The sequence below is a fragment of the Streptomyces sp. NPDC052036 genome (assembly GCF_040680495.1).
In the GTDB taxonomy this organism is placed as follows: Bacteria; Actinomycetota; Actinomycetes; order Streptomycetales; family Streptomycetaceae; genus Streptomyces.
In genome coordinates this window covers 1-1,302 of the sequence record NZ_JBFAWW010000132.1, presented here as the reverse complement: position 1 = coordinate 1,302, position 1,302 = coordinate 1, and the positions used below count along the sequence as shown (strand labels likewise).

The 1,302-nt window shown below is 64.3% G+C and carries 1 protein-coding gene; it reads right to left on the bottom strand.

Features of this window, described 5'->3' with window-relative positions:
* A partial coding sequence (locus tag AB0L95_RS42220) for an amino acid adenylation domain-containing protein (RefSeq protein ID WP_365171998.1) occupies positions 1-1,302 on the bottom strand: 1,302 nt, incomplete at both ends.

Below are 1,302 nucleotides of genomic sequence, written 5' to 3'. Positions count from 1 at the left end.
CACCGCAAGCCCACGCTCACGCAACCGCTCCACCAACGACACCGCCAACAGCGAATGCCCACCCAACTCAAAGAAGTTGTCATCAATGGACACCCGCTCGACACCGAGCACTTCCGCGAACACCCCGCACAGAACCTCCTCCTGCGGAGTACGCGGAACACGACCCCCCACACTCGCCGCAAACTCGGGTGCAGGCAGGGCCCGACGGTCCAACTTCCCGTTCGGCGTCAACGGCAACACATCCAGCACCATCACCGCGGAGGGCACCATGTAATCCGGTACCAAACCGCCCACATACGCCCTCAACACAGCAGGGTCCACAGCAGCACCGGCTGCGGGGACGGCGTAACCCACCAGCCGCTTGTCACCGGGACGGTCCTCCCGCACAACCACCGCGACCTGCGCGACATCCGGATGCCCGGCCAGGACCGACTCGATCTCACCCAGCTCGATCCGGAAACCCCGCACCTTCACCTGATCATCAACACGGCCCAGATACTCCAACTCCCCGACCGCACCCCACCGCACCAGATCCCCAGTCCGGTACATCCGCGAACCCGGAACCCCGAACGGATCGGCAACGAAACGCTCCGCCGTCAGACCCGGACGGTTCAGATACCCCCGCGCCAGACCCGCACCCGCCACATACAACTCACCGGCCACACCCACCGGCACCGGGCACAACCCCGCATCCAGCACATACAACCGCAGATCCGGGATCCCCTCACCGATCCTGCTCCCCCCACCAGCCACACACACGTCCTGGTCCAACGGCAGGTAGGTCACATGCACCGTCGTCTCGGTGATCCCATACATGTTCACCAACGTCGGACCACCATCACCACGCCGCTCGTACCACGACGCCAGCCGGCCCAGATCCAACGCCTCCCCACCGAACACCACATACCGCAGAGCAAGCGCATCACCCGTCGCCGGATCATCCCGCTCCGCCTGCATCAGCTGATAGAACGCCGACGGCGTCTGATTCAGCACCGTCACACCCTCACGCGCCAGCAGGGCCAAAAACTCACCCGCCGAACGACTCACCTCGAACGGCACCACCACCAGACGACCGCCATACAACAACGGCCCCCACAACTCCCACACCGAAAAATCGAACGCATACGAGTGGAACAACGTCCACACGTCATCCGCCCCGAACCCGAACCACCCATCCGTAGCGGAAAACAACCGCACCACACTCGCGTGCTCGACCACCACACCCTTCGGCCGCCCCGTCGAACCCGACGTATAAATCACATACGCCGGCACATCCGAGGTCACAGGCGCCAGCCGCTCGGC